This is a genomic window from Kitasatospora sp. MBT63 (assembly GCF_000710465.2).
Lineage (GTDB): Bacteria > Actinomycetota > Actinomycetes > Streptomycetales > Streptomycetaceae > Kitasatospora.
On record NZ_JAIZ01000693.1, the window covers coordinates 1 to 219 of the forward strand.

Annotated in this window: 1 protein-coding gene; it reads left to right on the top strand. The window is 72.1% G+C overall.

Translation table 11 applies throughout. From position 1 onward, the window contains the following. Window positions 1-21 precede the first annotated feature (21 nt). Window positions 22-219, top strand: a 198-nt coding sequence (locus AA75_RS36535; RefSeq protein ID WP_149038592.1) for a hypothetical protein, incomplete at its 3' end; no start/stop codon positions are given.

Consider the following 219-nt stretch of genomic DNA (forward strand, 5'->3'; position numbering starts at 1 on the left):
TCGGCCGAGCTGATCGCGAGCATGGACGACGAGAGCCTGGCCGCCTTCGGTCCCATCGCCCACAGCTATCCGCTCGGGCAGGCAGTCTCGGACGGGGTGATCGCCCCCTACCGGATCGTGTGCGTGGACGTGGCCGATCCGGTGCTCCAGGGCCTGGAGCAGCGCGGTGCGGATGAGCGGTCGGTGGAGTACCGGGGCGCCCGCCTGGCGGCCCTGCAG